The organism is Streptomyces sp. KPB2, assembly GCF_003950055.1.
Classification (GTDB): Bacteria; Actinomycetota; Actinomycetes; order Streptomycetales; family Streptomycetaceae; genus Streptomyces; species Streptomyces salinarius.
Genome location: NZ_CP034353.1, coordinates 6590515 through 6606112 on the forward strand (window position 1 = coordinate 6590515; position 15598 = coordinate 6606112).

Consider the following 15598-nt stretch of genomic DNA (forward strand, 5'->3'; position numbering starts at 1 on the left):
CTTTGGCACCTTTGCGTCCAGATCCGCAGACGAAGCGTCGACGAAGCGTCTCCGCGCCGTCTGAGGACCGTAGACGGGGCGTCCCAGCCAGCCAATCGGAAGCACGGGAAGAGATGTCGGCACCGAATAAGTCGTACGACCCTGTCGAGGTCGAGGCGTTGAAACCGGAAGAGATCGAGCGCATGCGGGACGAGGCGCTCGCCGCCTTCGCCGCCGCGGACTCCCTCGACGCGCTCCAGGAGGCCAAGGTCGCCCACACCGGCGGCACCTCCCCGCTGTCGCTGGCCAACCGCGAGATCGGCGCCCTGCCCCCGCAGGCCAAGGCCGAGGCCGGCAAGCGCGTCGGCATGGCCCGGGGCGCCGTGAACAAGGCGCTCGCGGCCCGCCAGGCCGAGCTGGAGGCCGAGCGCGACGCGCGCGTCCTGGTCGAGGAGGCCGTGGACGTCACGCTGCCCTACGACCGCGTACCGGCCGGCGCCCGCCACCCGCTCACCACGCTGTCCGAGCGCATCGAGGACATCTTCGTCGCCATGGGCTACGAGGTCGCCGAGGGCCCCGAGGCCGAGACCGAGTGGTTCAACTTCGACGCCCTCAACATCGGCCCGGACCACCCGGCCCGCGGCGAGGCCGACACGTTCTTCGTCCAGGGCCCGGACGGCGGCGCCGAGTCCGGCGTCGTGCTGCGCACCCACACCTCGCCCGTGCAGATCCGCTCCGCGCTCTCCCGCGAGCTGCCGGTCTACGTGATCTGCCCCGGCCGCGTGTACCGCACCGACGAGCTGGACGCCACGCACACCCCCGTCTTCCACCAGGTCGAGCTGCTCGCCGTCGACGAGGGCCTGACCATGGCGGACCTCAAGGGCACCCTGGACCACATGGTCCAGTCGCTGTTCGGCGCGGAGATGAAGACCCGGCTGCGGCCGAACTTCTTCCCCTTCACCGAGCCGTCCGCCGAGATGGACATGCTCTGCTACGTCTGCAAGGGCGCGTCCGTCGGCAACCCCGACCGGCCCTGCCGCACCTGCTCCAGCGAGGGCTGGATCGAGCTGGGCGGCTGCGGCATGGTCAACCCGCGGGTGCTCACCGCCTGCGGCGTCGACCCCGAGAAGTACAGCGGCTTCGCCTTCGGGTTCGGCATCGAGCGGATGCTGATGTTCCGCCACAACGTCGAGGACATGCGAGACATGGTCGAGGGTGACGTCCGGTTCACCCGGCCGTTCGGGATGGAGATCTGATGCGGGTCCCGCTTTCTTGGCTGCGGGAGTACGTCGACCTGCCGGCCACCGAGACCGGCCGCGACGTGCAGGCCAAGCTGATTTCGGCCGGCCTGGAGGTCGAGACCGTCGAGCACCTGGGCGCCGACCTCAAGGGCCCCCTCGTCGTCGGCCAGGTGCTGACCATCGAGGAGCTGGAGGGCTTCAAGAAGCCGATCCGCTTCTGCACGGTGAACGTCGGCCAGGCCAACGGCACCGGTGAGCCCCAGGAGATCGTCTGCGGCGCCCGGAACTTCGCGGTCGGCGACAAGGTCGTCGTGGTCCTGCCCGGCGCCACCCTGCCCGGCGGCTTCTCGATCAGCGCCCGCAAGACCTACGGCAAGGTCTCCCACGGCATGATCTGCTCCAGCGACGAGCTGGGCATGGGCGACGACGGCACCCACGGCATCATCGTGCTGCCGCCGGAGACCGAGGTCGGCAAGGACGCCATCGAGCTGCTCGAGCTGGTCGACGAGGTGCTGGACATCGCCGTCACCGCCAACCGCGGCGACTGCCTGTCCATCCGCGGCGTCGCCCGCGAGGCCGCCATCGCCTACGGCCTGCCGCTGCGCGACCCGGCGCTGCTCGACGTGCCCGCGCCGAACGCCTACGGCTACCCCGTGAAGATCGCCGACCCCACCGGCTGCGACCGCTTCACCGCCCGCACCGTGACCGGCCTCAGCGCCGAGGCCCGCTCGCCGATCTGGCTCCAGCGGCGGCTCCAGAAGGTCGGCATGCGCCCGATCTCGCTCGCCGTCGACGTCACCAACTACGTGATGATGGAGCTGGGCCAGCCCCTGCACGCCTACGACCGCTCACTGGTCCAGGGCACCATCGGCGTGCGCCGGGCCGAGGAGGGCGAGAAGATCGTCACCCTCGACGGAGTCGAGCGGAAGCTGCACGCCGAGGACCTGGTCATCACCGACGACCGCGGCCCCATCGGCCTCGCGGGCGTCATGGGCGGCGCCAACACGGAGATCGCCGACCACGGCGACGCCGAGAAGGCGACGAGCGACGTGGTCATCGAGGCCGCCCACTTCGACCAGGTGGCCATCGCGCGCACCGCCCGCCGCCACAAGCTGTCGTCGGAGGCGTCCCGCCGCTTCGAGCGCGGCGTCGACCCGCAGGCCGCCGCCGCTGCCGCGCAGCGCACCGTCGACCTCCTTGTGCTGCTCGCGGGCGGCACCGCCGAGTCCGGCGTCACCGAGATCAGCGCCCCGCCCGTGCCGCACACGATCACCGTGGCGGCCGACCACCCGGACAGGGTCGCGGGCGTGACCTACGGCCGCGAGACCGTCGTACGCCGCCTCCAGGAGGTCGGCTGCGACGTGTACGGACAGGACGAGCTGATCGTCACCGTCCCGTCCTGGCGGCCGGACCTCGACGACATCAACGACCTGGCCGAAGAGGTCATCCGCCTGGAGGGCTACGAGAACCTGCCCTCCACGCTGCCCCGGCCTCCGGCGGGCCGCGGCCTGACCGCCCGCCAGCGGCTGCACCGCCGCGTCGGGCGTGCCCTGGCCGGTGCCGGGTACGTCGAGGCGCTGAACTACCCGTTCGTCGGCGAGCAGGTCTTCGACCAGCTCGGCCTGGACGCCGACGACCCGGCCCGCCGTGTCGTCAAGCTCGTCAACCCGCTCAGCGACGAGGAGCCCGCGCTGCGGACCTCGCTGCTGCCCGGCCTGCTGGGCGCGCTGCGCCGCAACGACGGCCGGGGCGCGCACGACCTGGCGCTCTTCGAGACCGGCCTGGTCTTCCTCCCGCGCGACGAGCAGCGGGTCGCCGCGAACCTGCCGGTGGACCGGCGCCCGAGCGCGGACGACCTCGCCGCGCTGGACGCCGCGCTGCCCGACCAGCCCCGGCACGTCGCCGTGGTCCTGGCCGGCGCCCGCGAGCAGGCCGGCTGGTGGGGCAAGGGCCGCCCGGCCGACTGGGCCGACGCGGTGGAGGCCGCCCGCACCGTCGCCCGCGAGGCCGGCGCCGAACTGGGCGTCCGCAAGGGCCAGTACGGGCCGTGGCACCCGGGCCGCTGCGCCGAGCTGTTCGTCACCGTGGACGGTGAGGAGCGCGTGATCGGGCATGCGGGGGAGCTGCACCCGCGGGTGCTCAAGGCGCTCGGACTGCCCGCGCGGACCTGTGCGATGGAGCTGGACCTCGACGCGGTGGAGCGGGTCGGCGACGACACCCCGCAGGCGCCGGGCATCTCGACCTTCCCGGTGGCGACGCAGGATGTCGCCCTGGTCGTCGAGGAGTTCGTCCCGGCGGCCGAGGTCGAGGCCGCGCTGCGCGAGGGCGCGGGTGAACTGCTGGAGTCCATCCGGCTGTTCGACGTGTACGACAACGCGGAGCAGCTGGGTGAGGGGCGCAAGTCCCTCGCGTACGCGCTGCGCTTCCGCGCGGGGGACCGGACGCTGACGGTCGACGAGGCGTCGGCCGCCCGTGACGCGGCGGTTGCCCTCGCGGGCGAGCGGGTCGGAGCGGTACTGCGCAGTTAGCGGTTCGGTTCGCCCAAGGGGCGTGGGGTTTCTGCCGGTTCGGCGGCCGCGGGCAGTCGGTGGCCGGTCGCGCAGTTCCCCGCGCCCCTTGAGGGACGTCAGCGCCCCGTCGCCTTCTGAGGGGCGCTGCGGTCATGCCGATGAGGGGCGCGGGGAACTGCGCGACCAACCACGACGCACCCGCACTCGACAACGCACCCGCACCCTGAACGGCGACTGGTCGCACCGCGAAGCCGGCGGAGCCGTCCGCCCCGCCACGGAGTGTCGGGCAGGCAGCCGGGCGGACGGCGTGGATACGGGCCGCCGCACTGTACGAGGGGGAGCCGGCGGCCCGGCCGGCCTCTTTCGAGGCCCTTCAGTCAACCGGCCCGGAACTCTCCGCGACAGCGCGCACACGCTGCGGATGCGCGCACTCCGTTCACACCCCGTGTGAAGACCGACGCACTACGCTGTCGGCACCGATTCACCGGGGGGCCACCCATGCAGCCCAACACCCTGCTCGACGCGATCCTCGACGAAGCCGGGATCTCGCACGCGGGACTGGCCGCACACGTCAACCAGGCGGGGCGGGCGCGCGGGCTCGTACTGAGGTACGAACACACCGCCGTCGCACGGTGGTTGAAGGGTCAGCGGCCACGCGGCCAGGTGCCCGACCTGATCTGCGAGGTCCTCGCGTCCCGGCTGCACCGCCCCGTCACCCTCGACGACATCGGCCTCGGCGTGCCCGGCGAACCCGCCGCCCCGCACACCGGCTCGCTGTCCGGGTTCGTGGAGCGGGCCACCGCCCTGTGGCGCTCCGACCAGCAGCAACGCCCGCACATCCTCGGCGCCCCGGCCCTCACCGGCACGCCCGCCGTGCTGCCGGTGTGGGAGTGGGAGAACCCGCCCGAGGACACGGACGTCTCCCGCGGCGGACGGCACCGGGTCACCGCGGCCGACCTGGAGATGGTGCGCTGCGCCCGCACGCACTACGAGCAGATGTACCGCAAGGCCGGCGGCATCGCGACCCGCGCCCGCATCGTCGGCTTCCTCAACTCCGAGGCCGCGCCCCTGCTGCGCGGCAGCTACACCGACGCCACGGGACGGCAGTTGCACCGGGTCACCGGGGGACTGGTGGCCGTCGCCGGGATCTGCGCGTACGACTCGGACGCGCACGGTCTCGCGCAGCGCTACTTCCACCAGGCGCTCCGGCTCGCCAAGGCCAGCGGCGACCGGGGGCTCGGCGCCTACGTCATCGCACTGCTGGTCAACCAGGCGCTCTTCATGCGGGAGTACCGGCAGGCCGTCGCCTTCGCCGAGGCCGCGCTGCGCGCCGCGGGCCGGCACATCACCCCGGCGCTCGCCTCCGACCTGTACGCGATGCAGGCGAAGGCGTACGCGCACCTGGGCGACGGCAGCAGCGCACTGTCCTGCATCCGCCGGGCCGAGCAGGCCGCCGAGCGCATCCGGCGCGGATACGAGCCCGACGAGACCGGCTACGTCCAGCCCGGCCTGGTCAACGTCCAGGTGGCGGAGGCACTGCTGAGCCTCGGCGAACTCGCGGCGGCCGGAGAGCACGCGGCGGCGGCCGTCGACACCCCGGCGCACGACCGGGGACGCGTGCACCGGCTCGCCATGCTCAGCACGATCGAGCTGCGCCAGGGGCATGCCGACAAGGCGGTGGCCACCGCCGTACGGATGGCGGAACAGGCCCGGGGCATGGAGTCCCAGCGGTTGCGGGACCGACTGCGCGCGGTGCGCGAGCACCTGGTGAGCAGCGGGTGCGCGGGCACGGCCGAGGCCGCCGAACTCATCGACGGGGCGCTGCGCGTCCCGCTGTGACACCCGGCCCTGCGCCCGCCCCTGCGCCGTGAGCGGCCGTCGTACGCCTGCTGCCGGCACGTCGGCTGCTGCGATATTGCCACCTACTCAAAGAAAGGTGGCAGAACCGTGCAGTGGACGAAAGAGAGCGAACAGAATGTGTACTCGAATCGCTGGTTCAGCGTGAATCTGGCCGATGTCGCGCTCCCGGACGGCCGGCACCTCGACCACTTCCTGATACGGATGCGCCCCGTCGCCGCGGCCACCGTCGTGAACGAGGCGGACGAGGTACTCCTGCTGTGGCGGCACCGTTTCATCACCGACAGCTGGGGCTGGGAACTCGCGGCCGGCGTCGTCGAGGACGGCGAGGACCTCGCGGTGGCCGCGGCCAGGGAACTGGAGGAGGAGACCGGCTGGCGGCCCGGACCGCTGCGCCATCTGATGAGCGTGGAGCCCTCCAACGGCCTCACCGACGCCCGGCACCACATCTACTGGACCGACGAGGGCAGGTACCTCGGACCCCCCGTGGACGCCTTCGAGTCGGACCGCCGGGAATGGGTGCCGCTCAAGCTCGTACCCGACCTCGTCGCCCGCGGGGAGGTCCCGGCCGCCAACATGGCGGCCGCGTTACTCCTCCTGCACCACCTCAGGCTCGGGCGGGATCAGCCGTAGGCGTAGAAGCCCGAGCCGCTCTTGCGGCCGAGGCGGCCCGCGTCGACCATGCGCTGGAGCAGCGGGGGAGCGGCGTACAGCGGCTCCTTGTACTCCTCGTACATCGAGTACGCCACCGAGGCGACCGTGTCCAGGCCGATCAGGTCGGCCAGCTTCAGCGGACCCATCGGGTGGGCGCAGCCCATCTCCATGCCGTTGTCGATGTCCTCGCGGCTGGCGATGCCCGACTCGAACATCCGGATCGCGGAGAGCAGGTACGGGATCAGCAGCGCGTTGACCACGAAGCCGGAGCGGTCCTGGGCGCGGATCGCGTGCTTGCCCAGCACCTTCTCGGTGAACAGCTGGGCCCGGCTGAGCGTGCCCTCGGAGGTGGTGAGCGCCGGGATCAGCTCGACGAGCTGCTGCACCGGGGCCGGGTTGAAGAAGTGGATGCCGATGACGTGGTCGGGCCGCGAGGTGGCGACCGCCAGCTTCACCAGCGGGATCGAGGAGGTGTTGGAGGCCAGGATCGCGTCCGGCCGGGTCACGACCTGATCGAGCACCTGGAAGATCTCGGTCTTGACCTGCTCGTTCTCGACGACGGCCTCGATCACCAGATCACGGTCGGCGAACTCGCCGAGGTCGGTGGTGAAGCTGAGGCGCGCCTGCGTCGCGTCCCGCTCCTCCTCGGTCATCTTGCCGCGCTCGGCCGCCTTGGACAGCGAGTTGTACAGCCGCGTGCGGCCGATCTCCAGAGCCTCGCCGGTGGTCTCGGCGACCACCACCTCCAGACCGGAGCGGGCGCACACCTCGGCGATGCCCGCCCCCATCTGACCGCAGCCCACCACGCCGACGCGTGCGATATCTCCCGAGATGCCGGTCACATCGTCCCTTTCGCTGACTCCACGGCTGGCAGCAGACATGCCGGGGTCCCCGTCGCCTGCTCCGATCGAGCACGTTACCCCCGAATGGTCACGGATCCGTCTCCCGGGTCGGGCATGCTGAGGCCCCGTACACGATCCGTGACCGCGCGGATCCACTGCGTTCAGGAGGTTGTCCCATGGGCGGTGTCTCGCGCCGTGCCTTCACGGCGGCGGCGTTGTCGGCGTTCACACTGGCGCCGGGACCGTCGGCAGCGGCCTCGGCGCCGGCGAAGCCGGAGCCCTCGCGCAGCGCCGCCGCCGGGATGCGCGGGATGTGGCTGGCCACCGTGGCCAACCACGACTGGCCCACGCGCGCGGGGCTGCGCGCCGCCGAGCAGCGCGCGGAGCTGATCGCGCACCTCGACAACGCGGTACGGCACCGCCTCAACACCGTGATGTTCCAGGTCCGGCCGGCGGCCGACGCGCTGTGGCCCTCCCCGTACGAGCCGTGGTCGCAGTACCTGTCCGGCAGCCAGGGCCGCGACCCCGGCTGGGACCCGCTGGGCACGGCCGTCAAGGAGGCCCACGCCCGCGGCCTGCAGCTGCACGCCTGGTTCAACCCGTACCGCGTCGCCGTCCACGACGACCCCGCCCGCCTCGTCTCCTCCCATCCCGCCCGCAAGAATCCCGGCTGGGTGGTGCCGTACGGCGGACAGCTCTACTACAACCCCGGGCTGCCCGAGGTCCGGGCCTTCGTGCAGGACGCCATGATGGACGCGGTGGCGCGGTACGAGGTGGACGGGGTCCACTTCGACGACTACTTCTACCCCTATCCGGTGGCCGGTCAGAGCTTCGCCGACGGCGGGACCTTCCGCACCTTCGGCACCGGCTTCGCCACGAAGGCCGACTGGCGGCGGGACAACATCGACCGCCTGGTGCGCGAGACGGCGGCCCGCGTCAAGCAGATCCGCCCGGCCGCCCGCTTCGGCGTCAGCCCCTTCGGCGTGTGGCGCAACGCCGCCACCGACGGACGCGGCTCGGACACCCGGGCGGGCGTGCAGACGTACGACGACCTGTACGCGGACACCCGCAAGTGGGTGCGCGAGGGCTGGCTCGACTACGTCGTGCCGCAGCTGTACTGGCACATCGGCATGGACGGCGCCGACTACGCGAAGCTGCTGCCGTGGTGGGCCGGGGTGGCCAAGGACAGCCGCACCCAGCTGTACGTGGGCGAGGCGCTGTACAAGTCCGGCGATCCGGCCCAGCCCGCCGCCTGGCGGGACCCGGCCGAACTCTCCCGCCATCTCACGCTGGCCGCCCGCTACCCCGAGGTCCGCGGGCACGTCTACTTCTCCGCGAAGGACGTCGCCGAGGACCCCGGCGGCGCGATGGCGCGGCTGGCCGCCGACCACTACACGCGGCCGGCCGCCGTCCCGCGCCGAGCCGAGCCCCCGACTCTCTAGAGCTGGACCTCCCTGTGCCGGATCTCCGTGTCGGGGCCGGGCGAGCACACGCCCTCGTGCCCGTCCTCGAAGCGGACCCGGTACGGGGGACTGCCGTCCCGGCCCAGGACTTCGACGATCTCCCCGACCTTGTCGTGCTCACCGACCACCCGGCCGTGCTGGACCAACCGGTCGCCCTTGATTGCATGCATCCGTGAGGCCTCCTCACCTGTGTGCCGCCGGGCAGCGCCCTACCCCCGGGCCCGCTGGGTCACCGCGATGCACCCCAGTACGGCCGCGGCCGTCAGCGGAGCGGCCACCGGCAGGTGCTCGCCCAGGAGAAGTACCGACCACACCAGTGTGAGCAGCGGCTGGGCCAGCTGCAACTGGCTGGCCTTCGGGATGCCGATCGCCGCCATGCCCCGGTACCAGACGACCAGACCGAGGAACTGCGACCCGATCGCCACCCACAGCATCCCGGTCACACTGTGCGCCGTCAGATGCACCGGCTCGTAGGACAGCGCCACCGCCGCCATCGGCACCGTCAGCGGCAGGCACAGCACCAGCGCCCAGCCGATGACCCGCCAGCCCGGCATCTCCCGGGCCAGCCGGCCGCCCTCCGTGTAACCGGCCGCGCACACCAGCAGCGCCGCGAAGAGATAGGCGTCGGCCGAGGTCAACGCGCCGCCGCTCTGCTGCACCGTGAAGGCGATTACGGCCGCCGCACCCGCCAGGGCCGCGATCCAGAAGGTGCGCGAGGGACGCGTGCCGACGCGCAGGGCCGACAACAGCGCGGTGGTCAGCGGGAGCAGACCCACCACGACGGCGGCGTGCGCGGTGGTCGAGGTCCGCAACGCGAGCGTGGTCAGCAGGGGGAAGCCCAGCACGACCCCGGCGCCCACCACCGCGAGGCCCAGAAAGTGCCGCCGCTCGGGCGGTGCCACCCTCAGCACCAGCAGACAGGCCCCGGCGACCGCGGCGGCCAGGATGCTGCGCACGGCGATCAGGGACCATGGGCCGAAGCCCTCCAGCCCCCAGGCGGTGGCGGGAAAGGTGAGGGAGAAGGCGACGACGCCGAGGGCGGCCTGGACCGTGCCGAGGGACCCGCCGCCGGTGTCCCCGCTCGTGACGCCGACTGCTATCCGGGGCGCCGCGATAGCGCTACTCTGTGCTCTCATGCAAGAGCGTAGCAGCGTCGCTGACCTGGTGACCGTGTTGCGGCGGGAGCTCGACCGCTACTCACCGGGAGGAAAGCTCCCGTCCAGCCGGGCCCTCGTCGACCGGTTCCGGGTGAGTCCGGTGACGGTCTCCCGCGCCCTGGCCCAGCTGGCCGCCGAGGGGCTGGTCGTCACCCGGCCCGGCGCCGGCGCCTTCCGGGCCCGGCCGCGCCCCTCGGCCGCCCCCGCCGGGGACACCTCCTGGCAGGAGGTCGCGCTCAGCGCCGACGGTGCAGCCGACCTCGTACCGCGCTCCGTGGACGCCTCCGGGGTGCTGGTCTCGCTGGCCGCGCCGCCGCCCGGTGTCGTGGAGTTCAACGGGGGCTACCTCCACCCGTCGCTGCAACCGGAGCGGGCGATGGCGGCGGCGCTGGCGCGGGCCGGGCGGCGGCCCGGCGCCTGGGGGCGGCCGCCGATGGAGGGGCTGCCCGAGCTGCGGGAGTGGTTCGCGCGCGGCATCGGCGGGGCCATCACGGCGGCCGAGGTACTGATCACCGCAGGCGGCCAGTCCGCGCTGGCCACCGCCCTGCGCGCCCTCGCCCCGCCGGGCGCCCCCGTCCTCGTCGAGTCCCCGACCTACCCCGGCATGCTCGCCATCGCACGGGCGGCCGGCCTGCGTCCGGTACCCGTCCCCGTGGACGCCGACGGCGTACGGCCCGCCCTGCTCGCCGACGCCTTCCGCGCCACCGGCGCCCGCGTCTTCGTCTGCCAGCCCCTGTTCCAGAACCCGACCGGCGCCGTGCTCGCCCCCGAGCGGCGCGGCGAGGTGCTGGGCATCGCGCGGGCGGCCGGCGCCTTCGTCGTGGAGGACGACTTCGTACGGCGGCTCGTGCACGAGGACGCGGGCCCGCTGCCCGCCCCGCTCGCCGCCGACGACCCGGACGGCGTCGTCGTCCACGTCTGCTCGCTCACCAAGGCGACCTCGCCCAGCTTCCGGGTCAGCGCCCTGGCCGCACACGGACCGGTCCTCGACCGGCTGCGCGCCATCCAGGTCGTCGACACCTTCTTCGTGCCCCGGCCCCTCCAGGAGGCGGCGCTGGAACTCGTCGGCTCGCCCGCCTGGCCGCGCCACCTGCGGGCCGTGTCCGCCGAGTTGAAGACCCGCCGGGACGCGATGACCTCCGCACTGCGGTTGAAACTCCCTGAGATCACCCTGGCGCACGTCCCCTCCGGCGGCTACCACCTGTGGCCGCGCCTGCCCGAGGGGGCCGACGAGGCGGCCCTGACCGCGGCCGCCCTGCGCGCGGGCGTCGCGATCACCCCCGGCCGCCCGTACTTCAGTGCCGAACCCCCGGCCGCCCACTTCCGGCTGAGCTTCGCCGCGGTCGCCAACGTCGGGGAGATCGCGGAAGGCGTACGCCGCCTGCGCACCGCCTGGCTGGAGGTGGGGGGCCGCTGACGCGGGCGCACACCAGGGTGCCGCGCGGCCGGGCGAGCGGTCGGTGAGCCGGGGCGCACCCAGGGTGACCCACAGGTAACACCCCTTGACCTGGGCACCCGCTCGCTCCACCATCACCGCATGGCGCTTCGGGTCACGTTCGTCGCGGCCGCACGCAGCTCACCGCTGCTCGCGGAACGCTTCGACGACGACCGGCCGCTCGACCAGGCCGGATGGGACGAGGTGCTGCGCGCGGCGGGCGACCTGCGGCCGCTCGCCGCGGCCGAGTTGCGCTACTGCTCGCCCACGCCCCGCAGTCGCGCCACCGGGGACGCCCTCGGCTGTGCGCCGCTGCTCCAACTGGCCCTGCGCGACTGCGACATGGGCCGATGGCGTGGCCTGACGCTCGGCGAGGCCATGGCCCGCGAACCGGCGGCCGTGGACGCCTGGCTCGCCGACCCGCGCTCGGCCCCGCACGGCGGGGAGTCGCTGCTGGGCTTCATCACCCGGGTCGGCGGCTGGCTCGACACCCGTCCCGGCGAGGACGGCGACCGCATCGTCGCCGTGGCCGAACCCTCCGTGATCCGCGCGGCACTGGTCTACGCGCTCAAGGCGCCGCCCGGAACGTACTGGAACCTGGACGTCCGTCCGCTGTCGACGACCACCGTGACGGGCCGCGCGGGCCGCTGGAACCTCCGCTTCGAGGGCGCACCGGACCAGGGCGCTACCCGCCCGGTGTTTCGCGAAGGTAATCCGTTGTGAGCAGCAGGTCCTTGGCCGGGCCGCCCACCCGCCACACCGTCCGCCAGCGGTCCGGGCCCCGGACGGTGAACTCGCCGCGGTAGAGGTCGGCGGCGCACGGGTGGTCGGCCACGTGGTGTCCCGAGGTGAGGTCCAGGCCGTGGAAGGGGCGGCCGTCCGCGAAGCGCACGTCCGCACGGCCCGGTTCGCCCCCCGGCCCGTAGCGCAGCGTCCGCTCGGCGGGCCGGGACACGCCCTGCCAGGTGAAGACGCCCGACTCCCGGCTGATCAGCCCGCCGGCGTCGAGCGCGTCGAAGGACGTGACGCCCGCGAACCGGCCCTCCAGGCCGCTCGCCAGGTCCCGCACCGACCGCTCGGTGCGCCAGCGCCCCGCGAGAAACGCCAGTACGTCGGGCACCGGCCACAACTCGCCCATTTCCCCTCGCTTTCCCGCTCCGGCCCACTGGTTGCCGCGCGACCCATTGACGCGCCTGGTCCCCCTCCCTATCTTGCCGTTCGAAGTGCTGACCAACGTCCGATATTTCGAACAACCTGAACGGTCCGAACGATCCATTCGAGCCGCGGAGTATCCATGTCACGCACCCGCTGGAGACTCGGTCTCAGCGTCACCGCCCTCCTGACGGCGTCCGCCCTGCTGCCGTCCCCCGCGCACGCGGAGGCCGCCGCCGACTACACGATCACCGTCGACCCGACCGACCGGGGCCCCGCGATCGGCGACACGATGTACGGCGTCTTCTACGAGGACATCAACCGGGCCGCCGACGGCGGCCTGTACGCCGAACTCGTGCAGAACCGCTCCTTCGAGTACTCCACCGCCGACAACGCCTCCTACACCCCGCTCACCGCATGGACCGCCGACGGCACCGCCCGGGTCGTGAACGACGACGGCCGCCTCAACGAGCGCAACCGCAACTACCTCTCCCTGGGCGCCGGTTCCACCGTTACCAACGCGGGCTACAACACAGGCATCCGCGTCGAGAAGGGCAAGAGGTACGACTTCTCGCTCTGGGCCCGCGCCGGGAGCGGGACCACCCTCACCGTCACCCTCCGGGACGCCGCGGGCACCCTCGCGAAGGTGCGCGAGGTGGCCGCCGAGGGGAAGTGGCGCAAGTACACCGCCACCTTCACCGCGACCCGCACCAGCAACCGCGGCCGCCTCGCCGTCGCCACCACCGCCCCCGCCGCGCTCGACATGGTGTCCCTCTTCCCCCGCGACACCTACAAGCACCAGCCGAACGGCCTGCGCAAGGACCTCGCCGAGAAGATCGAGGCCCTGGAGCCCGGCTTCCTGCGCTTCCCCGGCGGCTGCCTGGTCAACACCGGCTCCATGGAGGACTACAGCGCGGACTCCGGCTGGCAGCGCAAGCGCTCCTACCAGTGGAAGGACACCATCGGCCCCGTCGAGGAACGCGCCACCAACGCCAACTTCTGGGGCTACAACCAGAGCTACGGCCTCGGCTACTACGAGTACTTCCGCTTCGCCGAGGACATTGGCGCCATGCCGCTGCCCGTCGTCCCCGCCCTGGTCACCGGCTGCGGCCAGAACAGGGCCGTCGACGACGACGCGCTGCTGAAGCGGCACATCCAGGACACCCTGGACCTCATCGAGTTCGCCAACGGCCCCCGCACCAGCGAATGGGGCAAGAAGCGCGCCGAGATGGGCCACCCCAAGCCCTTCCACCTCACCCACCTCGAAGTCGGCAACGAGGAGAACCTCCCGAAGGAGTTCTTCGCGCGCTTCGAGCGGTTCCGCGCCGCCATCGAGGCCGTGTACCCGGACATCACCGTCGTCTCCAACTCCGGTCCCGACGACTCCGGCACCACCTTCGACACCGCCTGGCAGCTCAACCGCGACGCGGGCGTCGACATGGTCGACGAGCACTACTACAACAGCCCGCAGTGGTTCCTCCAGAACAACGACCGCTACGACTCCTACGACCGCAACGGCCCCAAGGTCTTCCTCGGCGAGTACGCCTCCCAGGGCAACGCCTGGAAGAACGCCCTCGCCGAGGCCGCGTTCATGACCGGCCTGGAACGCAACGCCGACGTGGTCGAGCTGGCCTCCTACGCCCCGCTGCTGTCCAACGAGGACTACGTGCAGTGGAGCCCGGACCTGATCTGGTTCAACAACCACGCGTCCTGGGGCTCGGCCAACTACGAGGTCCAGAAGCTTTTCATGAACAACACCGGCGACCGCGTCGTCCCCTCGAAGGCCACCGGCACCCCCGCCGTCAGCGGCCCCATCACCGGCGCCGTCGGCCTGTCGACCTGGGCCACCAGCGCGGCGTACGACGACGTGAAGGTGACCTCGGCCGACGGGGATACCCTCCTGTCCGACGACTTCTCCGGTGACGCCTCCCAGTGGACCCACTCGGGCGCCGGAAGCTGGACCGTCCAGGACGGCCAGTACGTCCAGACGGACACGGCGGCGGAGAACACCCTGGTCACGGCGGGTGACCCCGCCTGGCACGACTACGACCTGCACGTGAAGGCCACGAAGAAGTCCGGCAAGGAGGGCTTCCTGGTCGCCTTCGGCGTCAAGGACACCGGCAACTACTACTGGTGGAACCTGGGCGGCTGGAACAACACCCAGTCCGCCGTGGAGCAGGCCTCCGACGGCGGCAAGTCGACGCTCCTGTCCAAGGCCGGATCGATCGAGACGGGCCGCGCCTACGACATCGACGTCAAGGTCCGGGGCCGCCAGGTCACCCTCTACCTCGACGGTGAGGAGTGGGGCAGCTTCACCGACGACAAGCCGGCCGAGCCCTTCCGCCAGATCGTCACGCGCGACGACCGCACCGGCGAACTGATCGTCAAGGTCGTCAACGCCCAGGACACGGCCGCCCGCACCGCCGTCGACCTCGGCGGCGCGAAGGTGGCGTCCAGGGCCGCGGTCACCACCCTCGCCGCCGACCAGGACGCGGTCAACACCGAGACGGACACCCCGGTGACCCCGGTGACCTCGACCTTCTCGGGAGTGGCGAGCGAGTTCACGTACACCTTCCCGCCGAACTCGGTGACGTTCCTGCGGATCAGGCAGCGATAGCCCGGCAGCGCCCGACCGGGACCGGCGACGCGACCACCCCACCGCGTCGCCGGTCCCGGCTAGCCTGGGGACGCATGATCGTATGGCTGAACGGCACCCACGGTGCGGGCAAGACGACGACCGCCGCGCTCGTGCAGCGGCTGCTCCCGGACTCCCGGGTGTTCGACGCCGAGAAGGTCGGCGAGACGCTCATGGACATCACGCCCGGCCTGCCGGAGACGGACAACTTCCAGCACTGGCCGCCGTGGCGCCCGCTCGTCGTGGAGACCGCCCGCCGGGTACTCGACTACGCCGGCGGCACCCTGGTGATGCCGATGACGGTGCTGGTCGAGGCGTACTGGCGGGAGATCGCGGGCGGCCTCGCCGCGCACGGGATCCCCGTACGGCACTTCGTCCTCCACGCCGACCGGGAGACCTTGCGGGGGCGCATCGCGGGCGACACCGAACTGGGGCCCAACTCGCCGTTCCGTCTCCGGTACCTCGAGCCGTACGCCGAGGCCGCCCGCACCTGGCTGCACGCCGAGGCCGAGGTCGTCGACACCACACACCTCACGCCCGACCGGGCCGCGCGGCACATCGCGGAAGCCGTCAAGGGCTGAGGTCCCGCTCGGCCCCGCCGTGGGTCGGTATTCACTGGATTGCATAAACGTGCAGCGAAACGTATAGTCATGCCATCCAGGAGGAGGGTTTT

Annotated in this window: 13 protein-coding genes; 9 read left to right on the forward strand and 4 right to left on the reverse strand. The window is 72.3% G+C overall.

Annotated elements, in window-relative coordinates:
• The first annotated feature begins 113 nt into the window (after nt 1-113).
• The 4 genes from pheS (at nt 114) to D1J63_RS29795 (ending at nt 6220) form a co-directional block, all read left to right on the forward strand.
• Entirely contained in the window at nt 114-1235 is a 1122-nt protein-coding gene (gene pheS, locus D1J63_RS29780; RefSeq protein ID WP_102932821.1) for a phenylalanine--tRNA ligase subunit alpha, read from the forward strand.
• Entirely contained in the window at nt 1235-3748 is a 2514-nt protein-coding gene (pheT, locus tag D1J63_RS29785) for a phenylalanine--tRNA ligase subunit beta (RefSeq protein ID WP_125633090.1), read from the forward strand. The genes pheS and pheT overlap by 1 nt, the downstream gene beginning before the upstream one ends.
• 480 nt (nt 3749-4228) lie before the next feature.
• The gene (locus D1J63_RS29790; RefSeq protein ID WP_102931891.1) at nt 4229-5569 is read left to right on the forward strand and encodes a transcriptional regulator; all 1341 of its coding nucleotides are present in this window, start codon (nt 4229-4231) and stop codon (nt 5567-5569) included.
• 108 nt (nt 5570-5677) lie between these two features.
• Nucleotides 5678-6220 carry an NUDIX hydrolase gene (locus D1J63_RS29795; RefSeq protein ID WP_125633092.1) on the forward strand — a complete coding sequence of 181 codons (543 nt, stop codon included), beginning with the start codon at nt 5678-5680 and terminating at the stop codon, nt 6218-6220.
• Here the strand turns inward: D1J63_RS29795 and D1J63_RS29800 are convergent.
• Nucleotides 6211-7122, reverse strand: coding sequence for a 3-hydroxybutyryl-CoA dehydrogenase (locus D1J63_RS29800; protein ID WP_102931889.1), 912 nt, complete (start codon nt 7120-7122; stop codon nt 6211-6213). The two genes, D1J63_RS29795 and D1J63_RS29800, sit on opposite strands and share 10 nt — an antisense overlap.
• 137 nt (nt 7123-7259) lie before the next feature.
• On the opposite strand from D1J63_RS29800, the gene D1J63_RS29805 reads away from it, so the two are divergent.
• The gene (locus D1J63_RS29805; protein ID WP_125633094.1) at nt 7260-8525 is read left to right on the forward strand and encodes a family 10 glycosylhydrolase; all 1266 of its coding nucleotides are present in this window, start codon (nt 7260-7262) and stop codon (nt 8523-8525) included.
• On the opposite strand, the gene D1J63_RS29810 is transcribed toward D1J63_RS29805, so the two are convergent.
• On the reverse strand, nt 8522-8716 hold the full coding sequence (locus tag D1J63_RS29810; protein ID WP_102931887.1) for a DUF1918 domain-containing protein: 195 nt from the start codon (nt 8714-8716) through the stop codon (nt 8522-8524). The two genes, D1J63_RS29805 and D1J63_RS29810, sit on opposite strands and share 4 nt — an antisense overlap.
• A gap of 39 nt (nt 8717-8755) precedes the next feature.
• Nucleotides 8756-9682 (reverse strand): DMT family transporter, encoded by a 927-nt coding sequence (locus D1J63_RS29815; protein ID WP_125633096.1) that lies wholly within the window; start codon nt 9680-9682, stop codon nt 8756-8758.
• On the opposite strand from D1J63_RS29815, the gene D1J63_RS29820 reads away from it, so the two are divergent.
• Together D1J63_RS29820 and D1J63_RS29825 are read left to right on the forward strand one after the other, a co-directional pair.
• Nucleotides 9681-11120, forward strand: coding sequence for a PLP-dependent aminotransferase family protein (locus tag D1J63_RS29820; protein WP_164713032.1), 1440 nt, complete (start codon nt 9681-9683; stop codon nt 11118-11120). The genes D1J63_RS29815 and D1J63_RS29820 overlap by 2 nt on opposite strands.
• A gap of 120 nt (nt 11121-11240) precedes the next feature.
• The gene (locus tag D1J63_RS29825) at nt 11241-11861 is read left to right on the forward strand and encodes a histidine phosphatase family protein (RefSeq protein ID WP_125633098.1); all 621 of its coding nucleotides are present in this window, start codon (nt 11241-11243) and stop codon (nt 11859-11861) included.
• Here D1J63_RS29825 and D1J63_RS29830 read toward each other — a convergent pair.
• Entirely contained in the window at nt 11824-12276 is a 453-nt protein-coding gene (locus D1J63_RS29830) for a DUF6314 family protein (protein ID WP_125633100.1), read from the reverse strand. The two genes, D1J63_RS29825 and D1J63_RS29830, sit on opposite strands and share 38 nt — an antisense overlap.
• Nucleotides 12277-12432: 156 nt before the next feature.
• Between D1J63_RS29830 and D1J63_RS29835 the strand changes: the two genes are divergently transcribed.
• Nucleotides 12433-14907, forward strand: a complete 2475-nt coding sequence (locus D1J63_RS29835) for an alpha-L-arabinofuranosidase C-terminal domain-containing protein (RefSeq protein WP_125633102.1) — start codon at nt 12433-12435, stop codon at nt 14905-14907.
• Nucleotides 14908-14981: 74 nt separating this feature from the next.
• Entirely contained in the window at nt 14982-15506 is a 525-nt protein-coding gene (locus tag D1J63_RS29840) for an AAA family ATPase (RefSeq protein ID WP_125633104.1), read from the forward strand.
• Nucleotides 15507-15598 lie beyond the last annotated feature (92 nt).

What these genes read in the sequence shown, in the direction of transcription:
- pheT (WP_125633090.1), top strand. Translation starts at nt 1,235, where the DNA reads ATGCGGGTCCCGCTTTCTTGGCTGCGGGAGTACGTCGACCTGCCGGCC.
- D1J63_RS29840 (WP_125633104.1), top strand. Translation starts at nt 14,982, where the DNA reads ATGATCGTATGGCTGAACGGCACCCACGGTGCGGGCAAGACGACGACC.
- D1J63_RS29820 (WP_164713032.1), top strand. Translation starts at nt 9,681, where the DNA reads ATGCAAGAGCGTAGCAGCGTCGCTGACCTGGTGACCGTGTTGCGGCGG.
- D1J63_RS29825 (WP_125633098.1), top strand. Translation starts at nt 11,241, where the DNA reads ATGGCGCTTCGGGTCACGTTCGTCGCGGCCGCACGCAGCTCACCGCTG.
- D1J63_RS29835 (WP_125633102.1), top strand. Translation starts at nt 12,433, where the DNA reads ATGTCACGCACCCGCTGGAGACTCGGTCTCAGCGTCACCGCCCTCCTG.
- pheS (WP_102932821.1), top strand. Translation starts at nt 114, where the DNA reads ATGTCGGCACCGAATAAGTCGTACGACCCTGTCGAGGTCGAGGCGTTG.
- D1J63_RS29810 (WP_102931887.1), bottom strand. Translation starts at nt 8,716, where the DNA reads ATGCATGCAATCAAGGGCGACCGGTTGGTCCAGCACGGCCGGGTGGTC.
- D1J63_RS29805 (WP_125633094.1), top strand. Translation starts at nt 7,260, where the DNA reads ATGGGCGGTGTCTCGCGCCGTGCCTTCACGGCGGCGGCGTTGTCGGCG.
- D1J63_RS29800 (WP_102931889.1), bottom strand. Translation starts at nt 7,122, where the DNA reads ATGTCTGCTGCCAGCCGTGGAGTCAGCGAAAGGGACGATGTGACCGGC.
- D1J63_RS29830 (WP_125633100.1), bottom strand. Translation starts at nt 12,276, where the DNA reads ATGGGCGAGTTGTGGCCGGTGCCCGACGTACTGGCGTTTCTCGCGGGG.
- D1J63_RS29815 (WP_125633096.1), bottom strand. Translation starts at nt 9,682, where the DNA reads ATGAGAGCACAGAGTAGCGCTATCGCGGCGCCCCGGATAGCAGTCGGC.
- D1J63_RS29790 (WP_102931891.1), top strand. Translation starts at nt 4,229, where the DNA reads ATGCAGCCCAACACCCTGCTCGACGCGATCCTCGACGAAGCCGGGATC.